Origin of the sequence: Acinetobacter sp. 1542444 (assembly GCF_000581835.1) — a bacterium.
Lineage (GTDB): Bacteria > Pseudomonadota > Gammaproteobacteria > Pseudomonadales > Moraxellaceae > Acinetobacter > Acinetobacter pittii.
In genome coordinates, this window is sequence record NZ_JEYA01000001.1 from 1 (window position 1) to 19,011 (window position 19,011).

The 19,011-nt window shown below is 36.4% G+C and carries 18 protein-coding genes; 13 read left to right on the forward strand and 5 right to left on the reverse strand.

What is annotated here, in order from left to right; all coding sequences use genetic code 11:
- From J580_RS04555 to J580_RS04570, 5 genes are all read left to right on the forward strand, one after another.
- On the forward strand, nucleotides 1–364 hold a 364-nt coding region (locus tag J580_RS04555), incomplete at its 5' end, for a DUF2345 domain-containing protein (RefSeq protein WP_032003211.1).
- Nucleotides 365–384: 20 nt separating this feature from the next.
- Nucleotides 385–1,443: a T6SS immunity protein Tli4 family protein gene (locus tag J580_RS04560; RefSeq protein WP_032003212.1), complete on the forward strand. Its 1,059-nt coding sequence runs from the start codon at nucleotides 385–387 to the stop codon at nucleotides 1,441–1,443.
- Nucleotide 1,444: 1 nt separating this feature from the next.
- Complete coding sequence (locus tag J580_RS04565) at nucleotides 1,445–3,166, forward strand: esterase/lipase family protein (RefSeq protein ID WP_032003213.1); 1,722 nt, start codon at nucleotides 1,445–1,447, stop codon at nucleotides 3,164–3,166.
- Nucleotides 3,167–3,490: 324 nt separating this feature from the next.
- Nucleotides 3,491–3,640 carry a VENN motif pre-toxin domain-containing protein gene (locus J580_RS23725; RefSeq protein WP_228131047.1) on the forward strand — a complete coding sequence of 50 codons (150 nt, stop codon included), beginning with the start codon at nucleotides 3,491–3,493 and terminating at the stop codon, nucleotides 3,638–3,640.
- 309 nt (nucleotides 3,641–3,949) lie between these two features.
- Nucleotides 3,950–4,714, forward strand: a complete 765-nt coding sequence (locus J580_RS04570; RefSeq protein WP_032003215.1) for an AraC family transcriptional regulator — start codon at nucleotides 3,950–3,952, stop codon at nucleotides 4,712–4,714.
- Between the two features lie 73 nt (nucleotides 4,715–4,787).
- On the opposite strand, the gene J580_RS04575 is transcribed toward J580_RS04570, so the two are convergent.
- The 4 genes from J580_RS04575 to J580_RS04590 form a co-directional block, all read right to left on the reverse strand.
- Nucleotides 4,788–6,173 (reverse strand): amino acid permease, encoded by a 1,386-nt coding sequence (locus J580_RS04575; protein ID WP_081403534.1) that lies wholly within the window; start codon nucleotides 6,171–6,173, stop codon nucleotides 4,788–4,790.
- A gap of 29 nt (nucleotides 6,174–6,202) precedes the next feature.
- Nucleotides 6,203–7,234 (reverse strand): 1-aminocyclopropane-1-carboxylate deaminase/D-cysteine desulfhydrase, encoded by a 1,032-nt coding sequence (locus J580_RS04580; protein WP_032003218.1) that lies wholly within the window; start codon nucleotides 7,232–7,234, stop codon nucleotides 6,203–6,205.
- Between the two features lie 578 nt (nucleotides 7,235–7,812).
- Nucleotides 7,813–8,304 (reverse strand): restriction endonuclease, encoded by a 492-nt coding sequence (locus tag J580_RS04585; protein WP_081403535.1) that lies wholly within the window; start codon nucleotides 8,302–8,304, stop codon nucleotides 7,813–7,815.
- Between the two features lie 125 nt (nucleotides 8,305–8,429).
- The gene (locus J580_RS04590; RefSeq protein ID WP_050675732.1) at nucleotides 8,430–8,804 is read right to left on the reverse strand and encodes a DUF6388 family protein; all 375 of its coding nucleotides are present in this window, start codon (nucleotides 8,802–8,804) and stop codon (nucleotides 8,430–8,432) included.
- 200 nt (nucleotides 8,805–9,004) lie between these two features.
- Here J580_RS04590 and J580_RS0103800 point away from each other — a divergent pair, with 200 nt between their 5' ends.
- Nucleotides 9,005–9,205 carry a hypothetical protein gene (locus J580_RS0103800; RefSeq protein WP_000775808.1) on the forward strand — a complete coding sequence of 67 codons (201 nt, stop codon included), beginning with the start codon at nucleotides 9,005–9,007 and terminating at the stop codon, nucleotides 9,203–9,205.
- A 371-nt stretch (nucleotides 9,206–9,576) separates the two neighbouring features.
- Here the strand turns inward: J580_RS0103800 and J580_RS04595 are convergent, their stop codons facing one another.
- A complete protein-coding gene (locus J580_RS04595; RefSeq protein WP_015451391.1) occupies nucleotides 9,577–9,999 on the reverse strand; it encodes an Lrp/AsnC family transcriptional regulator in 423 nt (140 codons plus the stop codon).
- A 184-nt stretch (nucleotides 10,000–10,183) separates the two neighbouring features.
- Between J580_RS04595 and ctlX the strand changes: the two genes are divergently transcribed.
- The 7 genes from ctlX to astE all read left to right on the forward strand — a co-directional run bounded on the left by ctlX (nucleotide 10,184) and on the right by astE (nucleotide 18,823).
- Entirely contained in the window at nucleotides 10,184–11,101 is a 918-nt protein-coding gene (ctlX, locus tag J580_RS04600) for a citrulline utilization hydrolase CtlX (RefSeq protein ID WP_032003222.1), read from the forward strand.
- An 85-nt stretch (nucleotides 11,102–11,186) separates the two neighbouring features.
- Nucleotides 11,187–12,602 (forward strand): amino acid permease, encoded by a 1,416-nt coding sequence (locus tag J580_RS04605; RefSeq protein WP_000454135.1) that lies wholly within the window; start codon nucleotides 11,187–11,189, stop codon nucleotides 12,600–12,602.
- A 57-nt stretch (nucleotides 12,603–12,659) separates the two neighbouring features.
- Complete coding sequence (locus J580_RS04610) at nucleotides 12,660–13,934, forward strand: Glu/Leu/Phe/Val family dehydrogenase (protein WP_001281785.1); 1,275 nt, start codon at nucleotides 12,660–12,662, stop codon at nucleotides 13,932–13,934.
- Between the two features lie 67 nt (nucleotides 13,935–14,001).
- The gene (locus J580_RS04615; RefSeq protein WP_032003223.1) at nucleotides 14,002–15,207 is read left to right on the forward strand and encodes an aspartate aminotransferase family protein; all 1,206 of its coding nucleotides are present in this window, start codon (nucleotides 14,002–14,004) and stop codon (nucleotides 15,205–15,207) included.
- Between the two features lie 14 nt (nucleotides 15,208–15,221).
- A complete protein-coding gene (astA, locus tag J580_RS04620; RefSeq protein WP_032003225.1) occupies nucleotides 15,222–16,271 on the forward strand; it encodes an arginine N-succinyltransferase in 1,050 nt (349 codons plus the stop codon).
- Nucleotides 16,258–17,727: a succinylglutamate-semialdehyde dehydrogenase gene (gene astD, locus J580_RS04625; RefSeq protein ID WP_032003226.1), complete on the forward strand. Its 1,470-nt coding sequence runs from the start codon at nucleotides 16,258–16,260 to the stop codon at nucleotides 17,725–17,727. Before astA ends, astD begins: the two co-directional genes overlap by 14 nt.
- 124 nt (nucleotides 17,728–17,851) lie before the next feature.
- Nucleotides 17,852–18,823, forward strand: a complete 972-nt coding sequence (gene astE / locus J580_RS04630; RefSeq protein ID WP_032003227.1) for a succinylglutamate desuccinylase — start codon at nucleotides 17,852–17,854, stop codon at nucleotides 18,821–18,823.
- The last annotated feature ends 188 nt before the right edge of the window (nucleotides 18,824–19,011 follow it).

Here is a 19,011-nt window from a genome sequence, read left to right on the forward strand (position 1 = left end):
TGTCCGAATCGAAAGTGGAAAAGGAATTTTGATTACTGCTGGGGGCGGATATATCAAAATTCAGGATGGAAATATAGAAATTGCATGTCCTGGTTTAATCGAACTTAAAGCTGGTCAAATCCAGACAAAAAGCGGTGCTTCACTTTCGAGCCAATTACCAGCAATGCCAGAACTAAAATCACAATATGACGAGCATTTTATTTTGCATTATCCAGACGGTGAACCTGCCAAGAATCTGAAATACCGAATTACGGCTGAAGATGGTCAGGTTTTTGAAGGGGTATCTGGCGAAGATGGGAAAACTACAGTTTTTACCAAAGATGCGATGACAGCATTAAATATAGAAGTTTTTTCTCCTGAATAAAGGCCTAAGGAAAGTTAATAATGAATTTATTAAAGCGCTTAACCCTTTGCTTATTAACAACAGTTTCTTTTAGTGCATGTTCGAATGTTGAGAAAGAACAAGAAGGAATTAAAGTGATTGATTATAGTAATCCTAAGAAAGTATGTTTTGGCCGAATTGAATTAACGGTCCCGAAAGAGACCCAAGTTGAATACAGTAACTTTAACTACAACGGCAGTAACATAGAAGTCGATGAAAGTATAAAAACATACGAAGCATATCAGAAACTGATTAATGACAAGATTCAATATTTAAAGCATGAACCTCATGAAACAGAAGGTGTTTTATTAAAACAAGAAATGCAAGGTCCTGTAAACCAAGCTGGACGTTCAGTTAGCCATGTTATTGTTTATAGGCCAACAGAATATACAGTCGAGGGATATGAAATTTATGGCTATCTTTATTTAAGTCCTGGAAGATTGCTTGTTCTAAAAAGTGGTGCAGATAATGATTTATTGAATGAAGCTATTGAAGATATAAAACAAACATTAAAAAATATAAAAATTAGATCGACTAAAGGCGAAGAACAAGCTGGTTTATGTTGGAAAGATTTCTTTATTTTAGATGATATGAGTAAAAATATTCCATTTGGTGGTGGATATTTACATTTTAAATTCCCTAGTTATCCGCAAGTTCGGGCAGATGTCGAACACCGTGTAACCTATGACTCGGATTTACACTTAATTGAACTGATGAAAAAGAACCAGCAAGAGTTACCTGCCATTGTGAAAACCTTGATGAGCATTGAGAATCTCAGAGAACATAAAAAGATAATAAATGGTTTGGCGGGTGAAGAAGTGCTGAATCATATGTCTCGACGTGGACATTTTGAAAGAGGCTATGAGGTAGGAGAATGGCAGTATCTAGGCACACTAGATAATCATAATGACCCTTATATTCAGTTTAGCTTTGATAGTGCAGACATGGTAAGACCTGATGACCCACTCAATTCAACAATAAGCCAGAAAGAAGCTCTTCAACTGAATGATTTTATTTTAAATAGTATCCAAATTACACCAAATAATAAAAAAGAGAAATAACATGGCGAACAAAACTATTGCACAAACAGGGTCGGCAACAAGTCCAACTACCAATAAGTCGGGAACTTATGTAGAGGTGCCTTTACAGGACACAATTCCAATTATTTTTGTGCCCGGCATTATGGGTTCAAATATTTTTAATACGGCTTTGGGTAAACCAGTATGGATGGTCGGTAATGGTATTTCTGGTCAAGTATTGACATTGACCAAACAGATGGGGAAAAGCCCTGCTGTATTACAGACAGAGTTAGACCCTTTAAACACAAGAGTGGATACAAGCGGTGATATCGTAGTTGACCGACGACTAAAGCTTACCGAAAAAACACTGCGGGAACGTTATTGGGGAACTGTACATTGGGATAGTTATGGTGGAATTCTAACATATTTACAAATGGTATTGAATAACGTTGATTTAAATGAAAAACCGATTTATGCAACAGGCTTGGGAGGAGGATATGCTGCCGTTCAACAAATGAAACAGCAAGAGTCAGTTTATGAGTGGAAAAGTTTATTAAATCAGGCTGAGCCCTCAAATTGGTTCCCTCAAGAATCATTTGTGCCAGTTAATCAACAAGAGATAGAGCATCTTAAGAAATTCCATTTTCCTGTCTATGCGATGGGTTATAACTGGTTACAGTCGAGTGAAAATGGTGCAGCGATTGTTGCCCAAAAACTAGATAAAATAAAGCAAGAATATGGTGCACGGTTTCATAAATTTATTATTGTTACTCACTCTATGGGTGGTCTTTTAACACGTAGATTAGTTCAATTACGTAGTGCCGATATTGCAGGTGTGGTGCATGGGGTGATGCCAGCTGAAGGAGCAGCAGCGGCTTATCGCCGTATTGTGGCAGGCTCTGGCGATGTCGGTGCTTTACCTGCTTATGTGCTTGGTAAAAATACAGAACATGTTACTGCTGTGCTTGCAAATGCTCCGGGTGGTTTAGAACTGTTACCAAGTAAAGCTTATAACAATGGCAAGCCATGGTTGTTTTTAAATGGTTCAGGGTTAATGAATGGTAAAGACCTACACACCAATGTTGTTCCCCTCCCGAAAAGTGACCCTTATGAAGAGATTTATAAAGCGGATGGGGTTTGGTGGGAAATGGTTAAAGGAGAGTTGATTGATCCTGCAAAAAAGTTAAATCCAAAATTGTCAGCGAAAACGAACTATAATATCAAAATTGATTTTGTTAAAAAATTTCATTCAAAAATTACCAATAAATATCATCCCTGTACTTATGTTAATTATGGACATGACTCTAAACATTTAAGTTTTGGAACACTCACATGGACATTAGATCGACCATTGAGAGGTTTAACGGCCGAGCAAATGAAAAGGTTACCAGGAGCAACAGCAAAGCAAATAGGTACATATCGTCAAAAAATTGTTCAAGAACAAATGGTAAAAATTAAAGAAGGTAAAGGTGCCGATGCTAACAATCGTGACTTAGCGCTTGAGAATAATGGTATCCGCTATATTTCGTTAGTAAGTGGTAATCTGGGTGTCTTTTCAATCTCCAATCAAAACGCAGATGGAGATGGTACCGTACCGCACCAGTCTGGTTCTGCTCCACTAAAGCAGCCTGGAGTTAAACAAGTATTCAAAATGAAAGGTTTTGATCATCAAGGTAGTTATAACAATACTCTGGTTAGGCGTTCTGTACTTTATTCTATAGTCAAAATTATTAAGGAAAATAATATTCAGCCGAAATATAGATAAAGTAAAAGAGATATATGGACTTCAGTGGTTTTAGGTTTGAAATACTATGTTAAGTTCAGCAAATATTGAACATGGGATAACGCTAGCTTTAATTTGGCTAGTAAGTATTATTTTTTTGGTTATCGCAACTATTTTAATTCTTCTTCGATATAGAAGAAAAAGCAAATCCAGCATACAGGATATAATAATTGCAACAATGATATTGATTGGTTGTGTGGGATTACTATATTCATATACTGGATAATTTTAATTCCATAATTCAATAACTTCTAGTGCTACCTCTATGAAAATTAAAGCTTAAGTCTTTAAGTTAGCCTGATATGGATGTTGGATTTAAACGGCGAAGATGGTGCAGTTGTTGGAGGTACGGTAGGAGATTCGGCATCGGATGCACAGTTAGCTGGTATGATTGGGCAGAATGCGGTGGAGAATAATGAATTTTCCTTACCTTATGAAAACACTAATTTTGCCTAAGGTGATGTTAGTAATTATAGTCCACGAGCTAAGCATTGAATGTAATTTGGGAATTGGATTATTTTATCGGCAAATTCGGGTAGGATTGGGTTTGTGCATTAAAAACTACTGTACTAGAAATTCCAAGTGCTTATATTGTGGGGTGGACAGAAATGGATAGAGCAGAGCTTGGTAATTTCAATTAGCTAAAGGATTAAAAGCTATTGGATGTGAGTTTTAATAGAAAAATATTTTTTAATAGGATAAATGATATATATCGTTTTTCTTCTCTTTTAAAGAAGAATAAGATTTTTATCACTGGGGAAAAATATGACAGGCAATGAGGTTCATAATCAAGAAATTCTTAGCACTATTGCTGTGGGTGTTGTAAAGATCGAAAAGACAACTGTTTTTCCAATGGAACGGCATACATGGGGACAATTTGTATATTCGATGAAGGGAATAATAGAACTGACTATAAAAAATAAATGTTATATGGCCCCTCCTGAGTTTGGGATATGGTTGCCACCTGAAACTGAGCATTTAGCATGGGGTGATAATGAAACAATATATTTTCTTTTAAATATAGATGCTGGTATGTGCAAAGGTTTACCAGATACAGCAAGTATTTTATCAGTAGGAGCTATAACTAAATCTATTTTACTTGATTTGAGTGCTCGTAATATAGAACATCCAGAAACCGAAGAAGACATACGTTTAGTGTATGTATTGATTGATCAGCTCAGAGCAGGTGGTCGTAGAGAAAATTTACTTCCGATGTCAAAAGATCCATTACTGCAACGTGTTCTGGAAGAGCTTATAAATAATCCTGCAGATAATCGTTCTCTTTCGCAATGGGCAAACTATGTCAATACTACAGAGCGTACACTCGCAAGGCGTTGTAAGCGAGATCTTGGGATGAGTTTTATGCAATGGCGGCAGAGGTTACGACTATCAAGGGCCGTTGTTATGCTATCAAACGGTTTGTCTGTGCAGGTAGTGGCAAGGAAACTTGGTTATAGTACGACTTCGGCATTTATCGCTATGTTTCAAAGAGCAATGGGTTCAACACCAAATACTTTTCGTAATAATTAAATTATTTGCTATCAGATTTAATTAGAGGGCAGAGTGCGGCATTATTGCCGCACACCATATAGACTTTTGGAGATCAAGAGTTCTTAGAGTTTTTACTAAGAGGCTTTCTTATCCATATAAAATAAGCGACTGAAAGTAGAGCTAACCATGCTAAACCCACATACAATGATGTACGCGTTTCAGGTACCCAGCCTAATACTCCAAAAATGAAAAGCATAAATGCAATGGCTGCAAGCGGACCATACGGCCAAGCTGGTACAGGAAATTCTAGTTCTTTAATTTCCTCTTTATTTAAATTAAGACGCATAAAAAATTGTGAAAGTAGGATCATTAACCAGACCCATACAATAGAAAAGGTCACAATTGAAGCAAGGATAAGGAATAAATTTTCTGGAACTAGATAATTTAGCGCAACGCCTAAGAATAATGCTCCTCCCATCACACTCACCGTCATCCACGGCACCCCTAAATGAGACAGCTTCGCGAAGCCTGCTGGAGCTTGTTTATTTTGGGCCATACCATACATCATTCGTCCTGCGCTGAATATATCACTGTTGATAGCTGAAATGGCTGCAGAAATGACAACGATATTTAGTAGTGTTGCAGCTGAACTTATACCTAAACCACTGAAAATCTGTACAAATGGGCTACCTCCATTACCAATATTGATCCAAGGATAGATAGACATCAGCACAAATAGTGTTAATACATAAAAAATTAAGATACGTAGGGGAACTGAATTGATTGCTTTTGGTAGCATGCTTTTGGGATCCTTCGCTTCACCTGCTGTTATTCCAATCATTTCGACCCCACCAAATGCGAACATGACAATAGCGAAAGAGGCTACCATTCCACTAATTCCATTTGGGAAAAACCCTCCATAAGACCACAGATTGGAAAGACCAGTGATGCTATTACTACTGTTATTTAGTTGTATGCCAAATATTAATATTAAACCACCTGCGATGATCATCGCTACAATTGCAATGACTTTGAAAAGTGAAAGCCAGAACTCTATTTCTCCAAAGACTTTTACACTACATAGGTTTAATGCTCCAATAAAGAAGACTATTCCTAATACCCAGATCCATCGAGGAGTATCAGGGAACCATAGTCCCATATAAACACCAAAGGCTGTTACATCGGCTAGACATACTACTAGCATGGAAAATGCATAACTCCAGCCTGTTAAAAATCCTAAATAAGGCCCTAGGTATTTAGTAGCGTAATGGCCGAAAGATCCTGAAACTGGATTATGCACAGCCATTTCACCTAGGGCACGCATCATTATATAAATTGCAGCTCCACCTAACAGATAAGCTAGTAACACTGAGGGGCCGGCTAGTTTTATAGCTGAAGCTGATCCGTAAAAGAGCCCTGTACCGATAGCTGATCCGAGAGCAATGAAGCGAATATGCCTAGTGTTTAGGCCCCGCTGAAGATTGTTATTTTCACTCATTTCCATATGACCTTAATAGTTTAATAGCTTCAGAGGTTTATCTTGGATAGACGGTTAATTGATCCCCAAATACGTTTTGCGTAGGTTGGGTCAAACAATGCGTGATAACCACCTGTATGCCAAAAAACTACTGGTCCCTTAATTTCTCTTTTTGAGGCTAGATCAATAATTGCAGCGACTGCCTTACCACTATATACAGGATCTACAAGTAAGCCTTCTTTGGTAGCAAGAAGGTCAATGGCTTCATATATACCTTCAGAAAATAATCCGTAACCCTCTCCCAAGTAATCTTGAGTGATATTAATGTGCTGATGAGAAAGCTCAACATTGGCATTTATAATTTTTGCTGCACCTTGTGCATAAGATAGATAAGTTTTTTCTATATCTGGATAAACATTTTCTGCAACAACAATACCTTTAATATTAGTTTTAAAACCAGAAAGTGCATTCCCTAGAATGAGTCCAGCATGTGTTCCTCCTGAAGAGGACGCATGTATGATAGTTTCAGCAATGCGGTTATGTTGTTTCATTTGCTGTTGAAGTTCGGCATAAGCCAATGTGAAACCTAAACAACTGCGCTCAGATGCACAACCAATAGGTAGACGATATACTTTTTCACCAGCTTCTTTGAGTTTGTTGACTACAGCTTCTGCATGCATACTAAGCTGTTGCCAACTAACGTCTCCAACAAACTCGAGATTTGCACCAAATAAGCCATCTAGCATTAAATTGCCAACAGGTTCATGAGGCTCTTCATGAGAAAGAATGAGTGTACATTTTAATCCAAGTAATGCACTGGCGGCAGCCACAGCTCTAGTTGCATTTGAAAGCCGGGATCCTTCAGCAACCAAATGTGTTGCACCGGCAGAGATCGCGTATGCAAGTTCTACTTCAAGTTTGCGGACTTTATTTCCCGCTAATCCTACAGAACCGATATCATCACGTTTACACCAAACTTCTACACCAATTGCTTCACTGAACTTTTTTAAATGCTGTACGGGAGAGGTAAATCCGCGCAGGTCGAGGCGAGGTATGTTTTCAAGAGCTTCCAAATTATTCATGATAACCACTTTGTGACAGACGAAGAACTGATATTCTGCTGCTTAGGAGATAATGATGTCCTGACAAAAAATATTGCATTTCTGACAAAATGATTTGACCTATTTTTGCTAAAAAACTTACAGGTAAAATTTTTTGATAATTCAGGTAAATTTAGAAGGGCACATTAATAGATTTTTTGAATACAGTACTAATTTCTATAGATATTGAAATTGGAATGTTAAGTAATTATAAAATTATGGAATATAAAGTTAATTTGAAATAAATTTTAATATTAGATGGAGTAAAATAGATTGATAAATTATTAAATAAAAACATAAAATTATAAAGATACTTTAGAGTAGGGTAGTTAAAAGAATCGGTTACTATTAGAGATTTAAAAAATTTTTTAAGAATTAACTTGATAGGTTTAATAAAATCTATGTTGAAAAAGTGTGTTTTAAACTATTTTTAACCATGATTATTTTTGGTTTATATTCTTGATTTATATATTTTAAAGTTATTGAGGGTAATTAAATTCATCTGAAATTTTAAATTAAGATTAAATAAAATTTGACAATGCTAATTGTCACAACTACTATCAAAATAAATAAAAAAAGGCTATCGATATGGGAAAGAAACGCTCACAGATTTCTAGTCCACGAGCTGAATGCAGTAGTTCTTTTTCAATTCTTTCTCGATCATAAATTTGGTATTCAATACGATCTTTGACTCCTTCTAATATTCCAGTAAGACCACTGCTAGGTAACGTTGAATAGAATCCAATAAATCCTTGGCATTTATTGGCTGCAACCCTATCGATAATATTTTCATCATCTTTGGGGGCCACAGAATTGCCACTATGAGCTTTATGTTTACAACTGACAAGCCAACGAATATTAGTCTCTCCACCAATTCCAGTTCTTTTTTCTTCGATAATTAAATCTGCGCCACCATCAGCCCCTCTGTTAGGAGCTGAAATGATTTTGTAACCTAGGAATGAAAGAAAATCACGAGCAAAAAGTTCAAAAGTGTCTTGGAGGCCTGTTGCCTTGTGAGCTTCTGGAATTTCTTTAAAATTGAGAACTGGCATTTCTTATTTAGTGTTAATTAGCAATATAATTATTCTTATTTTATCAGCTGGTTGGTTTGAATGCTGGGTCAAATTTGGGAAAAATAGATACAAACTTCTAATCGGATAAAGTATTTATGTGATTACTACACCAAACTTACACCATGATTTTTATTTTTCTTATTAAGTGTTTGATAAAAAATATTATTTAATTTTATTCTATCCAATCCATCAATATTGAGAGAATTAGCAAACTTCTGGTGATAGTTTTTTAGAATCTGATTCTTGTCATCTTTGTGTACATCAATGAATTGCAGTACCAAATTAACTGTATCTATGCCTAGTTGAGCTGTATGCTCAACAAATCTTTCATGCGTGATTTGTGTACGAAGTATTTCTACCGCAGTTCCTATGTTTTCTGCTTCATTAACCGTGATGCTTGCAAGCTCTTTTTGTAGGGTAGGGGTGTGTGTAAGAAAAGAAGCAACAGCTTCACGAAAATATTCTGAATAGTCTTTCATATTAGACGCTCACTAAATGAGTTTTCTTTTTAATTAAACGCATCATAGATGCAATGTTTGAAGAAAAAAATATAATGGGATGATTCGTTAAGCGTTATCTAAATAATTTTAGTATTAATGCTCAAAATCCATTAAAAATTCATTATTTATCACAATAATAACGTTACTATACAGCATGATAGAATAAATGGTGTCATTAGATGAAGTTACAAATAGCAATTGTTATAGCCTGCCTCATTGGTGGAGTAATCTACTATTTTTCTTTAAGAGCTGAAGGACCAAGAGAAACAAAAACAGCCAAATTGCTGAGAGAAGCAAACAGCTCTATTGCTAAGGCTCATAACTCTATAGATCTTGCTAATCATTCAGTACAGCCATTAAAGTTAGAAAAGAGCCAATAGGGTGGTTGTAAATGAACATGAAATTTATAGCCTATAATCCGAATTTTCGAAAGAAGATTAAGCTAGTAGAACATATCCACCAAGAAAGTAAGGGGTCTTCAAAGATATATTACACAGATGAACATGGTAACTTTGTATTGGATTTTGCTACAAAGCTCATATTCGATCCAAATAAATATGAATCTAATATGGTGGTAGAAATTGAGAAGCAACCTTACTATCTTATTGGCGAGTATTGAGGAAATAGTAGAGCTTATTTAAATAAAAGCCCCATCCCTATCAGGCATTCGACTTAAATGCCCAGTTCGAAAAAGAAATGTAAGGAAGCTAAAAGAAAAAAATAACCTCTCATTTCCTCATGCTAAATCGATTTAGGTTTTATAGGTGGAAAGTAAGATACTAGTTTCAGTATTGTATACTCCTTGAATAGTACGAATATGACCTAGAGCTTGATCAAACTCTTCTAGATCTTTGGCTTGGAGCTCGACCAGTAAATCCCATTTCCCATTAGTAGTATGTAGGCTTTTGATTACAGGCTGTAAACGTAATTCTTTAATAATATTTTGCATTTTTGTACCTTCAATCATGATATTCATCCATGCACGAATATAATTGGACTCAAAGTTTGGTTTAATTTTTACAGTGTAACCAGTAATGAGCCCACTATTTTCCATTTGTTCTATACGCTTTTGTACTGTAGCTCTTGAAACATGTAGTAAATTAGCAATATCGGTAATCGACATTCTCGCATTTTCGCGTAATAAATTTAAAATTTTCAGGTCTGTTGAATACATTTTGATATTTTCGGATGAGAATTTGATAAAAAATAGTTTTTTTTATGTTTTTTTGCAACTTATTTAATTCAATTCGATTGTCAATAATGTTGTCCTACAAGTGAAACAGTAGAAATGTGACCAGTCATGGGGTGCATCGATCTGTTCAATTTTGATTTGGCAGTTATTGAATGTTGAGTAATTTATGCAAACAACAAATAAAGTATTAATGGTAAGACCTGCGGCTTTTTACGCAAATCCCCAAACTTTACAAACTAACTCTTTTCAAAAGTATTATGAACATACAACTGATTCTACCTTTCAGGCACAGCTTGCTTTTGACAAATATGTGCTAGCTTTGCGTGAAGTTGGTGTTGATGTGATCGTAATTGAAGATAGTTTGATTAATGAGACTCCAGATTCGATTTTCCCAAATAATTGGATTAGTACAACTGCTGATTCAACAATTTTTACTTATCCTATGGAGGCTTTAAACCGTCGTCGTGAGCGACGACCAGAGATCGTAAGTCGTATTTGTCAAGAGTTTGTTGTCAATAAGCACATAGATTTTTCGCCTTTTGAGCAACAAGGTTTTTTCTTTGAAGGAACTGGGGTCATGATTCTAGATCATGATTATAAAAAAGCGTTTATTTGTCGTTCAACTCGGAGTGCTGAAGTAGTTGGCAGAGAATATGCCAAGTTATCAGATTATGAATTATTTTGGTTTAGTGCGACAGATCGCTTTGGTAAGGCTATTTATCATACTAACGTAATGATGAGTATAGGAACTCGCTTTGCCATTGTTTGCCTGGATGCTATTCATGACCAGACTGAACGTAAGCAATTGATTGCTTTATTAGAGCAGTGTGGTAAGTCAATTATTGCAGTGAGTCATGAACAAATGGAAAGTTTTGCATGCAATATTTTAGAGTTAAAAAATGTAAGCCAAAAACCAGTCTATGCAATGTCTACTCGTGCTTGGAGTTCATTTAATCCTGAACAGCAAAAAATGATAGCAGATTATGCCTCTCTTGTTTTAGCCCCAATAGATGTAATTGAAGATTTGGGGGGAGGTGGTGCACGTTGCATGTTGGCTGAAATTTTTTTAGCTCCACGTGAATAAGAAACAAAACTGAGAATGAAAATATCAGAATTGTTGATTATTCAATATTTGCCTATTTCATATTTTTTTAAATATTGGAGTATATATGGAAGTAACAAAAACAGAAGGTTTGAACTCCCAAGAAATTAAGGGTGAAAATTATTTACAGAAGAAATTGGAAAATCGTCATATCCAACTCATTGCTATTGGTGGAGCGATTGGAACTGGTTTATTTATGGGGGCAGGTAAGAGTATTCATTTATCTGGATCGTCAATTATTTTAACTTACATGATTGTTGGTTTTTTTATGTTTTTGGTGATGCGAGCATTAGGAGAGCTGTTACTTTCAAACGCTAAGTATCATTCTTTTGCAGATTTCACTGGAGAATATTTAGGTAGTTGGACTGGATTTTTTATTGGTTGGACATATTGGTTAAGTTGGGTAATTGCTTGTATTGGTGATGTTGTAGTTATAGGGGGATATTTCCGTTTCTGGTTTCAGGATATTCCATTGTGGATTCCTGCATTTGGAGCATTGGTATTATTGATAGCTTTGAATGCAATGTCTGTAAAGGCTTTTGGAGAAGCGGAGTTTTGGTTTTCGATTATTAAAGTTTGTGCCATTGTTTTACTGTTGCTAGTTGGATTGTGGATGATCATGACAGGATTTGTCTCACCAAATGGAGTGCAAGCTTCTTTACAGAATGTAATTGATCCAACAGTTATATTTCCTCATGGAGCCTTAGGTTTTATCTCTGGCTTTCAGATTGCTATTTTTTCATTTATTGGTATTGAACTAGTTGGTGTGACTGCCGCTGAAACAAAAGACCCTGAGCGTAACTTGCCGCGAGCAATTAACTCTATTCCTATTCGAATTATGTTGTTTTATGTATTATCACTAATTTGTATTATATCTGTAACGTCATATTATTATATTTCACCAGATAAAAGCCCCTTTGTAGAGCTATTTTCACTTGCTGGATTGCCTGCTGCTGCTGCAATTATTAATTTTGTGGTATTAACATCTGCATTTTCTTCAGCCAATAGTGGCGTATTTTCTACTAGTCGTATGTTATTTGGTTTGGCAACGAAAAAACAGGCACCAAACCAGCTAAAAATACTGTCTAAAACTAATATTCCGTTACGTGGATTATTGATTTCTGGGTTTTGTATGTTCGCAGGGGCCGCACTTTTAATTTTTATTCCTGATGTCATGACATTATTTACTATGTTGTCCACATTATCTGCAATTTTACTAATATTTATTTGGTCACTAATTGTTTTGGCTTATATTTTTTATCGTAAAAAACGTCCAGATCTACATCAAAAATCTATTTATAAAATGCCAGCAGGTATTTTAATGTCATATGGTTGTCTTTTATTCTTTGGTTTTGTATTAATAGCAATTTTTTTAAAAGAGGATACGCGTATTGGGTTGTATTTAGCACCATTTTGGTTTGTTTGGCTTGCTATTGCATATCAATATAGAGATCAAATTAACTCTATTTTTTCTAGTAAATAATATTAATGTACTTAATAGAAGGGACATTATAAATAGTTTTTGTTTAAAGGAAAAAAGATGTCAGATCTTTCATACGTAAACGAACACAGCGATGCATGGCAAACTTACTTGGCACAAATTGACCGTGTAGCGCCATATTTAGAACACTTAGCTGATTATATCGATACTTTAAAACGTCCTAAGCGTGCGCTTATTGTTGACGTGCCAATCGTGATGGATGACGGTTCGATCCAGCACTTTGAAGGTTACCGTGTACAACACAACTTGTCTCGTGGTCCAGGTAAAGGTGGTGTTCGTTACCATCCGAATGTTGATTTGAACGAAGTTATGGCATTGTCTGCATGGATGACAATTAAAACTGCTGTTTTGAACTTGCCATTTGGCGGTGCAAAAGGTGGTATCCGTGTTGATCCACGTAAATTATCTAATCGTGAATTAGAGCGTTTAACTCGTCGTTATACGACTGAAATCGGTCACATTATCGGGCCTCAAAAAGATATCCCTGCTCCAGACGTTGGTACAAATGCCAATATCATGGGTTGGATGATGGATACTTATTCTACAAGCCAAGGTTACACAGTAACTGGTGTTGTAACTGGTAAGCCAGTTCACTTAGGTGGTTCTTTAGGTCGTGTAAAAGCGACTGGTCGTGGTGTTTTCGTTACAGGTCGTGAAGTAGCTGCAAAAATCAACTTACCAATTGAAGGTGCGAAAATCGCTATTCAAGGTTTTGGTAACGTAGGTAGTGAAGCAGCTTTCTTATTTGTTGAATCGAAAGCGAAAGTTACACACGTTCAAGACCATACAGGCACTATTTTCAATGCTGATGGTATTGATCTTGAAGCGTTACGTGATCACGTAAATGCAAATCAAGGTGGTATTGGCGGCTTCACTGGCGCGCAATCAATTGCTGATGAAGATTTCTGGACAGCAGAAGTTGACATCATTGTTCCTGCTGCATTGGAAGGTCAAATCACTGTTGAGCGTGCTCAAAAACTTAAAGCTAAGTTGATTCTAGAAGGCGCAAACGGCCCGACTTATCCTAAAGCTGAAGACATATTAGTTGAGCGTGGCATTGTTGTGGTACCTGACGTTGTATGTAACGCCGGCGGTGTAACTGTAAGTTACTTCGAATGGGTTCAAGACATGGCGAGCTACTTCTGGACTGAAGAAGAAATCAATGAACGTTTAGATAAATTGATGGTTCAGGCTATGGATGACGTTTGGAATACAGCGAACAGCAACGCTTGTACTTTACGTACAGCAGCTTACATCTTGGCATGTGAGCGTATTTTAAAAGCTCGTAAAGAGCGCGGTATTTTCCCTGGATAAACATAGATTGAATTTTAGATGAGAGAAACTTGAAAAAATTCTCTCATCTAAAAAATTAGAGGTTGAGATGGCTAATATTACACGTAAAGATTTTAATCAATATATGGTTCCAGTTTTTGCACCGGCAAATTTCATTCCGGTACGTGGCGAAGGTTCACGTATTTGGGATCAAGAAAATAAAGAATATATCGATTTTGCAGGCGGGATTGCAGTAAACGCATTAGGTCATGCGCATCCAGTGGCAGTAAATGCTTTAACAGAACAAGCAACAAAACTTTGGCATGTAGGCAATGGTTATACAAATGAACCCGTTCTACGCCTTGCAAAACAACTCACCGAAAATACATTTGCAGATAAGGTTTTCTTCTGTAACTCAGGTGCAGAAGCGAACGAAGCCGCATTAAAATTGGCTCGTAAAGTTGGTTTAGACAGCGGCGTTGCTGGCAAAAGTGGCATTGTGGCATTTAATAATGCTTTCCATGGCCGTACTTTATTTACCGTTTCAGCAGGTGGTCAACCTAAATATTCACAAGACTTTGCACCACTTCCAAATGGTATCAACCATGTTGCCTTTAATGATTTAGAAGCTGCAAAAGCGGTCATTAATGAACAAACTTGTGCCGTGATTGTTGAGCCAATCCAAGGTGAAGGCGGTGTTATTCCTGCTGACATCGAATTTTTAAAAGGCTTAAGAGCACTGTGTGATGAGTTCGGTGCCTTACTTATTTTTGATGAAGTACAAACTGGTGTAGGCCGTACAGGTGCACTGTATGCTTACATGAACTCTGGTGTTATTCCAGATGTGTTAACGACTGCCAAAGCATTAGGCGGTGGTTTCCCGGTGGGTGCAATGTTAACAACAGATAAGTTTGCTCCGCATTTTTCAGTGGGTACACATGGTACGACTTATGGCGGTAACCCTTTAGCAAGTGCGGTTGCAGGGGCAGTATTCGAATTTATTAATACGCCTGAAGTACTTGAAGGTGTGAAACATCGTCATCAATATTTCCTCGATGCACTAAATGCATTAAACGCTGAACATCAGATTTTTGAAGAAATTCGTGGTCAAGGCTTACTCATTGGTTGTGTATTAAAAGCTGAATATGCAGGGAAAGCGAAAGACATTACGACTTGGGCGGGCGAAAAAGGTTTGCTTGCTTTAATCGCGGGACCAAACGTAGTTCGTTTTACTCCGTCGCTTATCATTCCTGAACAAGATATTGATGAAGGGATTGATCGTTTAAAAAGAGCGTTGGCAAAGTTGGCTAAATAAAAGGAAAACTAAGTATGATGATTATTCGCTACATCGAGCCTAAAGATGTTAACGATCTTTACCTTTTAGCCCAAAAAGCTGGCTTTGGTTTAACCTCATTACAACCAAACATAGAAAAACTGAATGCGCGTATTCAGAGAGCGTGCGATACAGTTGCTGGTAAGTTAGATAAAGCAGATCAGGTTTATTTGTTTGTTTTAGAAGATACTGAACTCAACAAAGTTGTTGGAGTTTGTGGTATTGAAGTCGCATTAGGTTTAAAAGAGCCTTGGTACAACTTTCATGTAGGCACACAAGTTCATGCATCAGAGCCTCTAAGTGTTTATAAAGCCTTACCCACTTTATATTTGAGTAATGACCATACCAACTGTAGTGAGCTTTGTACTTTATTCTTAGATCCAGACTATCGCTTAAATAAAAATGGTAAATTTCTATCTAAAGTCCGTTTCTTATTTCTCTCAGCATTCCGTCAATTTTTTGAAGAAACGATTGTTGCTGAAATGCGTGGATTCTCAGACGAAAATGGGTGTTCTCCATTTTGGGATGCTGTAGGGCATAAGTTTTTTAATATTGAATTTACCAAAGCCGATTATTTGAGTGGAGTGGGGCAAAAGGCTTTCATTGCTGAGCTGATGCCAAGACATCCACTCTATGTTGATATGTTGCCAGAAGCTGCCAAAACAGTGATTGGACTTGTTCATCCTAATACACAACCAGCATATAACCTTTTGCTTGAAGAGGGGCTTCGTTATAAAGGTTATGTTGATATTTTTGATGGTGGAGCAACTTTACAGGCCGATATCGAAAATTTACGGGCCATTAAAGAAAGTCAGTCAGTCACCGTACAGATTGAACAGCCCGAAAATATTGTTCTCGAGGATGAGCCTTATATCGTGGCTAATGATGATTATGAAAATTATCGCGCCATTCTTGTATATAGCAGACCTGACCAGAACCAATTATTAATTACGCCAGAGCAGGCTAAGCAACTTAATATTCAAAATAATTCGTTAGCTCGAATGCTTAATATTAAAATTAAGGAGGCTAGCCATGTTCAAAGCTAACTTATTTATAAACGGTGTCTGGTTACAAGGCAGCGGCACAACATTTGAAAAAACAAATCCTGTTGATAACCAAACTGTATGGTCTGGTGCCGAGGCTACTGCTACTGATGTAGAGCAAGCTTGTCAGGCAGCGCGTACTGCGTTTCCAGCTTGGGCGCGTTTACCACTTGCAGAGCGTGTAGCGACTGTTGAAAAATTTGCCGTTTTGCTTGAAGAAAATAAAAAGCATTTAGCAGAAGTCATTAGCCAAGAAACCAGTAAGCCATTTTGGGAAACGTTAACTGAAGTTCAATCAATGATTGGCAAAGTTGCGATTTCGATTCGCGCTTACCACCAGCGTACAGGCGAAAGTTCAACTGAAATGGCCGATGGCGTAGCATCTTTACGTCACCGTCCGCATGGTGTGCTTGCAGTTTTCGGTCCATATAACTTCCCGGGCCATCTACCAAATGGGCATATTGTTCCTGCATTGCTTGCTGGCAACACAGTTGTATTTAAACCAAGTGAATTAACGCCTTGGACTGCTGAAGAAACTGTAAAACTTTGGCAGCAAGCTGGTTTGCCAAATGGTGTTATGAACTTGGTGCAAGGTGGTCGTACCACTGGTGAAGCCTTGGCTGCCTCACATGAAATTGATGGTTTATTGTTTACCGGAAGTGCGAACACAGGTTATCACTTGCATAAGCAAATGGCAGGTGCACCTGAAAAAATTCTTGCGCTTGAAATGGGCGGCAATAATGCGTTGATTATTGATGAAATTATTGATGTCGATGCAGTAGTTAATCTTGCTATTCAGTCTGCTTTTGTTTCGGCAGGTCAGCGTTGTACATGCGCGCGCCGCATCTTAGTAAAAAATGGTACAGAAGGTGATGCATTTATTCAACGTTTTGTTGAAGTTGCTAAAAACCTAAAAGTTGGCCGTTGGAACGACGAACAACAACCATTTATGGGTGGCGTTATCTCGTCGGTTGCTGCAACAAACATGATGCATGCTCAGCAAAAGTTACTTGAGCTGGGTGCAAAAAGTTTATTAGCCATGACACGTCCTCAAGAAGACAGCTCGCTACTTACTCCGGGTATTGTTGATGTTACAGGCGTGAAAGATATTCCAGATGAGGAATATTTTGGCCCGCTTACTACTATTCAGCGTTATAACAACTTTGATGAAGCATTAAAAATTGCTAACGCAACTCGTTTTGGCTTGTCAGTTGGTTTGGTTTCTCCAAAGCGTGAACTGTTTGATCAAGTACTTATTGAAGCGCGTGCCGGTATTGTGAATTGGAATAAGCCATTAACTGGTGCTTCAAGTGCTGCACCATTTGGTGGTGTCGGAGCATCTGGTAACCACCGCGCAAGTGCCTTTTATGCAGCTGATTATTGTGCTTGGCCAATGGCTTCACTTGAAAGTGACAGTTTAACCTTACCAGAAAAATTATCGCCAGGGATTATTTTTTAATTCTTAGAGAAGAATTTTCTTATATCTATAAGTCCAATATGAAAAGTTGTATTAATACAATCTTTCATATTGGAATTTTCAGCAATAGATCAAACTTAATCAATAAGATCAAAAGGCTTTAATCATGATTGATTTCTTAAAAAATGTTATTAAAAAAAATGGATATCAAAATAAGCGAGGCGTTACCAAGAGTTTTAGTTGGGAATACCTAGCTGAAGGAGTATTAGAATGCATTCCTCATAATTCGTATAAAAACTCCATAGTAATATCTGCAGGAATACACGGAAATGAAACCGCTCCAATAGAAATTGTAGATAAAATTATCAGTGATTTATTTTCTGAAAAAATAATATTAAATGAGCATGTATTATTTATTTTAGGTAACCCTGAAGCAATAAGAAAAGGTAAAAGATATATTGATTATGATCTAAATCGCATGTTTTGTGGAGAATGGAGTCATTTAGCTGATTCGCAAGAAGCTAAACGTGCTAAAGAAATTGAAATGCTTATAACAGATTTTTTTGATAATAAGAAATCTGATATATATAGATATCACTATGACTTACACACTGCTATCAAAAAATCATTCGTACCAACTTTTGCATTGTTACCCCATAAGATAGAAAGTTATAGTGCAATATTATTGAAAAATTTAGAGGCAGCTGAAGTTGATGGTTTAGTTTTTCATACAACTAAAGGTAAAACATTTACAAATTTTACTAGTGAAAATTTTAATTCAGCTAGTGCAACTTTAGAATTGGGAAAAGCTAATCCATTCGGAAAAAATGATTTAATAAGTTTTTCCCCTATAGATCTAGTTATAAGAAATATTATTAGTAATAAAGATAATCTGGATAGAAAAAAATCACCTATTAGTCGTTTCAAAGTTATAGATACTATCATTAAAAAGGATGAGTCTTTTGAGCTTAATATTGATGGTGATATTCCAAACTTTTCACTTATTGAAAAAGGTACAATTATTGCCTTTGATAATAAGGTTAAATATCAATATTTAGATAAAAATGTTTATGTAATTTTTGTAAATTCAAATGTAAAAGTTGGACTTAGAGCAGGTTTAATATTAGAAAAATTTTAAAATTTATATTTTATATTCTAAATAAACAAACAAACAAATAAATAATTTATTCTTTGATTTAGAAAAAGTTAATACTTAGGGGGAGAAAAAAACTGTTTATGCGCTTTTTTTGTGCTGAAAGTATTTAAATTTATAAAACATGCCCTAAAATGAATTTAAAAAAACATTATTTAACAATATTTTGCATC